Annotated in this window: 6 protein-coding genes; 2 read left to right on the top strand and 4 right to left on the bottom strand. The window is 50.5% G+C overall.

From position 1 onward, the window contains the following. The first annotated feature begins 252 nt into the window (after nt 1-252). Complete coding sequence (locus tag OCH80_RS09965; protein ID WP_404540608.1) at nt 253-1,137, top strand: BadF/BadG/BcrA/BcrD ATPase family protein; 885 nt, start codon at nt 253-255, stop codon at nt 1,135-1,137. 26 nt (nt 1,138-1,163) lie between these two features. On the opposite strand, the gene murQ is transcribed toward OCH80_RS09965, so the two are convergent. From murQ to OCH80_RS09950, 3 genes are all read right to left on the bottom strand, one after another. Continuing rightward, the gene (murQ, locus tag OCH80_RS09960; protein WP_404540605.1) at nt 1,164-2,060 is read right to left on the bottom strand and encodes an N-acetylmuramic acid 6-phosphate etherase; all 897 of its coding nucleotides are present in this window, start codon (nt 2,058-2,060) and stop codon (nt 1,164-1,166) included. Between the two features lie 12 nt (nt 2,061-2,072). After that, nucleotides 2,073-2,396 carry an HAD hydrolase family protein gene (locus OCH80_RS09955; protein WP_404540602.1) on the bottom strand — a complete coding sequence of 108 codons (324 nt, stop codon included), beginning with the start codon at nt 2,394-2,396 and terminating at the stop codon, nt 2,073-2,075. A 175-nt stretch (nt 2,397-2,571) separates the two neighbouring features. Beyond that, the gene (locus tag OCH80_RS09950) at nt 2,572-3,984 is read right to left on the bottom strand and encodes an RNA-guided endonuclease InsQ/TnpB family protein (RefSeq protein ID WP_404540599.1); all 1,413 of its coding nucleotides are present in this window, start codon (nt 3,982-3,984) and stop codon (nt 2,572-2,574) included. 65 nt (nt 3,985-4,049) lie between these two features. Between OCH80_RS09950 and tnpA the strand changes: the two genes are divergently transcribed. After that, on the top strand, nt 4,050-4,511 hold the full coding sequence (gene tnpA, locus OCH80_RS09945; protein WP_404540596.1) for an IS200/IS605 family transposase: 462 nt from the start codon (nt 4,050-4,052) through the stop codon (nt 4,509-4,511). Here tnpA and OCH80_RS09940 read toward each other — a convergent pair. Continuing rightward, a complete protein-coding gene (locus OCH80_RS09940) occupies nt 4,508-5,131 on the bottom strand; it encodes an HAD-IIB family hydrolase (RefSeq protein ID WP_404540594.1) in 624 nt (207 codons plus the stop codon). The genes tnpA and OCH80_RS09940 overlap by 4 nt on opposite strands. Nucleotides 5,132-5,634 lie beyond the last annotated feature (503 nt).

Below are 5,634 nucleotides of genomic sequence, written 5' to 3'. Positions count from 1 at the left end.
GTTTTTTCTTTCGTCAAATTTGGATTTTCATTCGGTTTAGCAAGTGAACGCGCGGACGCGTTGTGACAAAGTGCTTTTGGCTGACGCGAACTTTTTCTTGTTCATTTTCCGCGATTTGGCAAAATTCGAAATCATTGTTCGTAAATTGCGCTTTTTGCAGAGAATTTTTTTCTGATTTTTTTGGAAATTATTTTTTTAAAGCCAAAATTTGTACTATATTGCTTTTAGAATTTCTAAGAAAGAGGTAAAGGCATGACAGAAGAAAATACGTATTTACTCGGCGTCGACAGTGGCGGCAGCCACGTGACCGCTGACTGCTACGATGAGCAAGGAGAGGTGGTTGGCCATGGCGAAGCTGGTCCGGGCAACATTGTCTTGGATTTGCCCCAGACCCTGGCCAATATCGTTTCCGCCATAGAAAAAGCCACGGCCGCTTTGCCAAACAAAGACTGGAAGTGCCAGCGGATCCTGATCGGAATCGCGGGCTGGGAAAGCAGCCAGCAACAGGAGCTTTTTGCCACTGAAATCACCAGCCGTCTGCGTGACTACGCTGGGCAGGTTTCACTGACCAGCGATGCCAGACTGGCCCTGCTCAGTGCACTTGAAGGTCAAGACGGCCTGTTGGCGATCGCGGGAACCGGCTCGATCGTCTATGCCAAGAATGCCGGCCGCTTGTCCCGCGCCGGTGGCTGGGGCTGGCTGCTCGGAGACGAAGGCAGCGCCTATCAGATCGCGGCCGAAGCCGTCAAAGCCGTGCTGCATGCCAATGACCAGGGGCAAGTGCATCCCCTCGCTCCCTTGGTCCTCAGCTACTTCTCCGCTTCCTCCATTCCTGAGCTCGTGGCAGCTTTCTACCAAGCTCCCCGCCCGCAAATCGCTGGTCTGGCCAAGCAGCTGGCCGGCCAAGCCGATGCCGCGCCAATTTTTGCCCACCAAGCAAAGCTGCTGGCTCAGCAAATTCTGCTTCTGTTCAAGCGCAATCCCGGCATCAATCCCTTGCTGGCCCTGGCTGGGTCGGTCTTGACCCATAACCCGCTGATGCAGGCGGAACTTGGCAGAATCATCAGTCAACAGGCACCTGCCTTGACCATCAAGATCGCTAACTCCCCAAACACCAGGGGCGTCTTGTTTAATTAGTTGGGGACTTTTCGAGAGTCACCCTGCTATCTCAATTTAATGACATCAGCCACGTTGCCGTGATGCTTTTTCAATAATTGGGCCGCTTCCGCCAAGCCGCATCCCCGCTTCAGCATGACGACCGCGGCTGGCACGTCGCTTTTGCTTTTGGCCAAAGCCGCACTGGCAGCTTCCTGGTCAACATCCGCGACCGTCATAATGATCCGAATCGCCCGGTCAACCAGCTTCTGGTTGGTCGGCTTCACTGCGATCATCACGTTTTGGTAAACCTTGCCCTGCTTGATCATGATCCCTGTCGACAAAGCATTCAAGATCATCTTTTGGGCCGTGCCGGCCTTCATCCGCGTAGAGCCGGTGATCACTTCCGGCCCAGTCACGGCCTCAATGGCAATTTGCGCGTGCTGACCGATCAGGCTGCCAGAAACGCAAGCTACCGCGATCGTCAAGGCGCCGACCTGGCTGGCGTAGTCAAGCCCGCCCAGAACATACGGAGTCCGGCCGCTGGCCGCCAGCCCAATCACGACGTCATCTTGCTTCAGCTTCAGATCCTGCAGGTCTTTTTGCCCCAGGTCCGCCCGGTCTTCAGCCCTTTCCACGGCTTTGAACATGGCGCCCGGACCCCCGGCAAGCAAGCCTACCGCCCGGTCAGGACTGATCCCGTAAGTCGGCACCAGCTCAACCGCGTCCAAGACGCCCAGACGGCCGCTAGAGCCCGCCCCCATATAGATCAAGCGCCCGCCCCGGCGATAATGGTCCGCAGCCTGGTCAATCGCTTCTGCCAGCGGGCCAGACGCCCTTTTCACGGCTTCTGCCACCGTCTGGTCAGCGTCGTTGATCGTCTTGACGATTTCCGCTGCCGTCATCTGGTCGATCCGCATGCTGGCTGGATTCCGCTGCTCCGTCGGCAATTCTTTAATTTCCATATTCTTCGCCTCCTATAAGGCAAACTTCCGGATAGCCAGGGCTACCCCGTCATGATCATTGTCCGCGGTAATCTCTTCCGCGGCTGCCTTGACTTGCGCGGTTGCATTGCCCATCGCCACGCCCAGCTTGGCAAATTTGATCATGCTCAAATCATTTTCTTCATCGCCTAAAGCCAGGACTTGGTCGCGGCTGATTTTCAAAATCCCGCAAAGCTTGTCTAAAGCTGCTCCCTTGTTCACGCCCTTGGCATAAGCCTCGTAGTAAAAAGGTGCCGTCTTCTTGAACCTCCCACGACTAAAGTCGCGGGAATCTGGGGGCCACCCAGCACATTGCATGTAAGATTGCTGACTCCAAGAAGTACTCGGAGTGCTTAGGTTAGCTTCACAGCTGCCCGGTACCGTCTCGTCTTCGTTTTGACTCGCTCAGAAGATTACGCAGGCAGGTACCGTCTAGTGCTAAGGACGATTGTTCCGTTTCGCCCGGGCTGTTTTCTACATTTTCTACATAAGCTTAAACTTCCGCCACCAGTGACGAAGGGCTAAGCTTTTTTCCATCTTCAGCTGCTTTCTTTAGCTTTGCGTGATGCTCCGGATGAGTCCCCCAATCTAATATGTTCCTTGCTGCATTCAAGTCTCTGTCAATCGTCTTCTTGCAGCTTGAGCACTGCCATTCTTTCTGACCAACTTTAAGATCTTTATTGATGTATCCGCAATTATGGCATGCCTTGCTTGTCCAAAACGAGTCCACTTTGATAAGCGTCTTGTCCTGTTTCCTCACTAGCGACTCTAAAATGGTCATCAGCTCATAGGGTTTGAGGACCGCCAGTCTGCGGTTGATGCCCTTGCTTTGGGCGGAGCCTTTTCCACGCTTGCGCATCTCATAGGCATCCAACTTCTCAACGACTATCGTGTCGCAATCATCGGCTACTTGATGCACCAGATGACGGTATTCATTGGTAAGCAGATTTGCCCGTTTTGCATTCAGCTTCTGCTGCCTACGGTTAAGCTTCCGGTATCGCTTGCTTTGGCCATGGATATTCTCTTCCAGATCACGTGCTGATTTAATCTCGTTGATCTTCTGCTCATACTCGTCAGCCCGCTTGATCGTGCTGTCTGACACCTTGATCCGCTTGCCATCTGATGAGCAAAAAGCCTCGTTGCCCGCCATGTTCCAGTCAAAGCCTTGAATCGTTTGTGACTCTTGCTTCTCGCGGGGCAGAGAAAAGGTCAGCTGCAGTCTGTAAGTGCCATCTGGAAGCTTCTTTATCTTCGTCAGCGCAATGTCCTTCAAGTTCAAATCTGACAGATCCTCAATGACTTCAACCGTGCCGAAGTCGGCGACTGTTAAGAAGGTATGATTGTCTGTATGCTTGCCCTCGATTCTGATGCCGCCTTTGGAATCTACTGGAAGCTTTTGCGAAGTGATGGTTCTAAAGCTTGCGCCATTTCTCAAAAAGCCGATAGATCCCTTGCGATACCAAGACTTGTGAAGCTGATTCTTGTGCTTTCCGTGCTTGTCTTTGGTAACGTTCATCTTAAAATTGTAGCGGGCTTTGGCATTCATGCCTTTGTCCGCTTTCTCCAAGCGCTTGCGGTACTGCGTGAAGTTAGTGTAGACGGTCTTGAGAAACTCATCGGCTGAATGCGATGACAAAAACAGCACGGACTTACTCCAGCGATCTAAGTCGTACTTATCCTTGATAAAAGCTGCTTTTATCTTGTTGAGGACGTATTGAATGGGCTTTTTGCTGGCCGGCATAGGCCGTCCGATATGTTTAACGCCATATGTCTTAAAGAGATACTTTAAAGCGTACTGAAACAAAGCATTCTGGGTTTCCAATGCCTTCTTATGTTGGATTTTTTGCTTGTCAGTCAGCAGCACGTGGTACTGTCTGGTAAAGCCATACTTTTCATCATTAGACACAGATGCACGCCTTCTTTCTCTTCTTTTGCGCTACAATCATAACATAAAGAAAGGATGTATGCACTATGATTATTCATGAAAGAGGTTGCGTTTATAACTTTAATTTTCATCTAGTTTTCGTAACCAAGTATCGGAAAGAAGTCTTTGACAGCCCGGAAAAGGTTGGAGAAATGAAGGAGCTGCTTCAAAAAAGAGCGGCTATGTCAGACATCGACATCCAGCAAATGGAAGTAATGCCCGATCACGTTCACCTGCTAATCTCGTTTTCGCCAAAGCAGAGACCTGTAGATGTGGTTAAGGGGCTGAAAGGCTGGACGGCACGGAAATGGTTTGAGCTGCACCCGGAAACTAAACAGATGCTTTGGGGTGGTCATCTCTGGTCCCCAAGCTATTTCATGAGCACTTTAGGCGACATGAGCAAAGAAGTCGTGAAAAACTATATCGCATCTCAGTACACTGCAGCCATGAAAAAACAGCAGAATGGCAAGTATGGCGAATTGGAAAGAAGGAGGAAAAATAGAAACTAAAAAAGCGCCCCTCTGGGGCGCTTTTTCGTGCTTGACTCATGTCTAAAGACACGAGTTTGCGCACGCTTTTTAATCAAATCCAGACGGCTGCCAATTTTTTCAAAAAGCTCCCGGTGGGCAATGGCCGGATCCAGTATCTCCGCGTCCTCAATATACATCGCCTTGATCAGCTCAATCCCCCGCATCTCTTCTGGCGTTCTATAAGAGATGCCCAAGTTGACCAGGTTGGCTTCATACAAGGTGTACTTGCCAATATCCTTGTTGCAGGTGTAGATCCGGTCGCTACTGATCGCTTGAAAGTGGATATTCAACTTGCGGGCAATCCCTTCCAGGTCAACAAAGTCCTCATAGGAAATCCCGCGTTCATAGATTACCTGGCCAGCAGTCGTTTGCACTACTGCCCCGCCAAAGCAGACCAGGTACTGGTCAGCCGCGTGGTCCAAGCCCAGCTGCTCAAGCAGTGCTTCCGCCCCGCTTAATGGGCGGCCAGTACACAGAACCACCTTAATTCCCCGGCTCTTAGCCTCTTTGATCGCCGCGATCGTTTCTGGAGTCAGCTCACTCTTGGAATTGACCAGAGTTCCGTCAATATCTATCGCAATCAGCTTGATGTCCGTCATTTGTCTTTTCTCCTTTGTGCTTTCGTTTGTTCTTTAGCTAAATTTTAGTACAAAAAGCCGTAAAAAAAGGACCCCATGTCTCAACACTAACATGTGGCCCTTTTGGCAAATATTCAATTTTATTGCAAACCGTTCGCAAGCCTTATTCTTGAGCACCCTTGCCGCCGTGAACAAACAGAACACCTTTGCGCGGAAGGCTTTCCCGCTAGAATGCGGCCTTTGGTGCAGCCATCAGCCTGCCAACAGTGAAATGACAATTTTGGTTCTTCAGGAGGCTCACTTGACGATCATCTTTTCTGACATTCGCAGACCCTCTTTCACAAAAACTAAGCTGTCAATTCGAAAGATCTTTCTCTACCTGTATAATACCTTAAGCTGTAAGCGATTGCAAGTAGGCTGATCCAACAAAAAGCACAAAAAAAGCAACGACCTAAGTCGTTGCTTCAGTTACGGTCCATGCGGGATTTGAACCCGCGATCTCCTCCGTGACAGGGAGGCGAGAT

The organism is Lactobacillus sp. 23-2, from assembly GCF_044902225.1.
Taxonomy (GTDB): Bacteria; Bacillota; Bacilli; order Lactobacillales; family Lactobacillaceae; genus Lactobacillus; species Lactobacillus absianus.
This window is presented reverse-complemented; position numbering and strand designations above follow the sequence as displayed.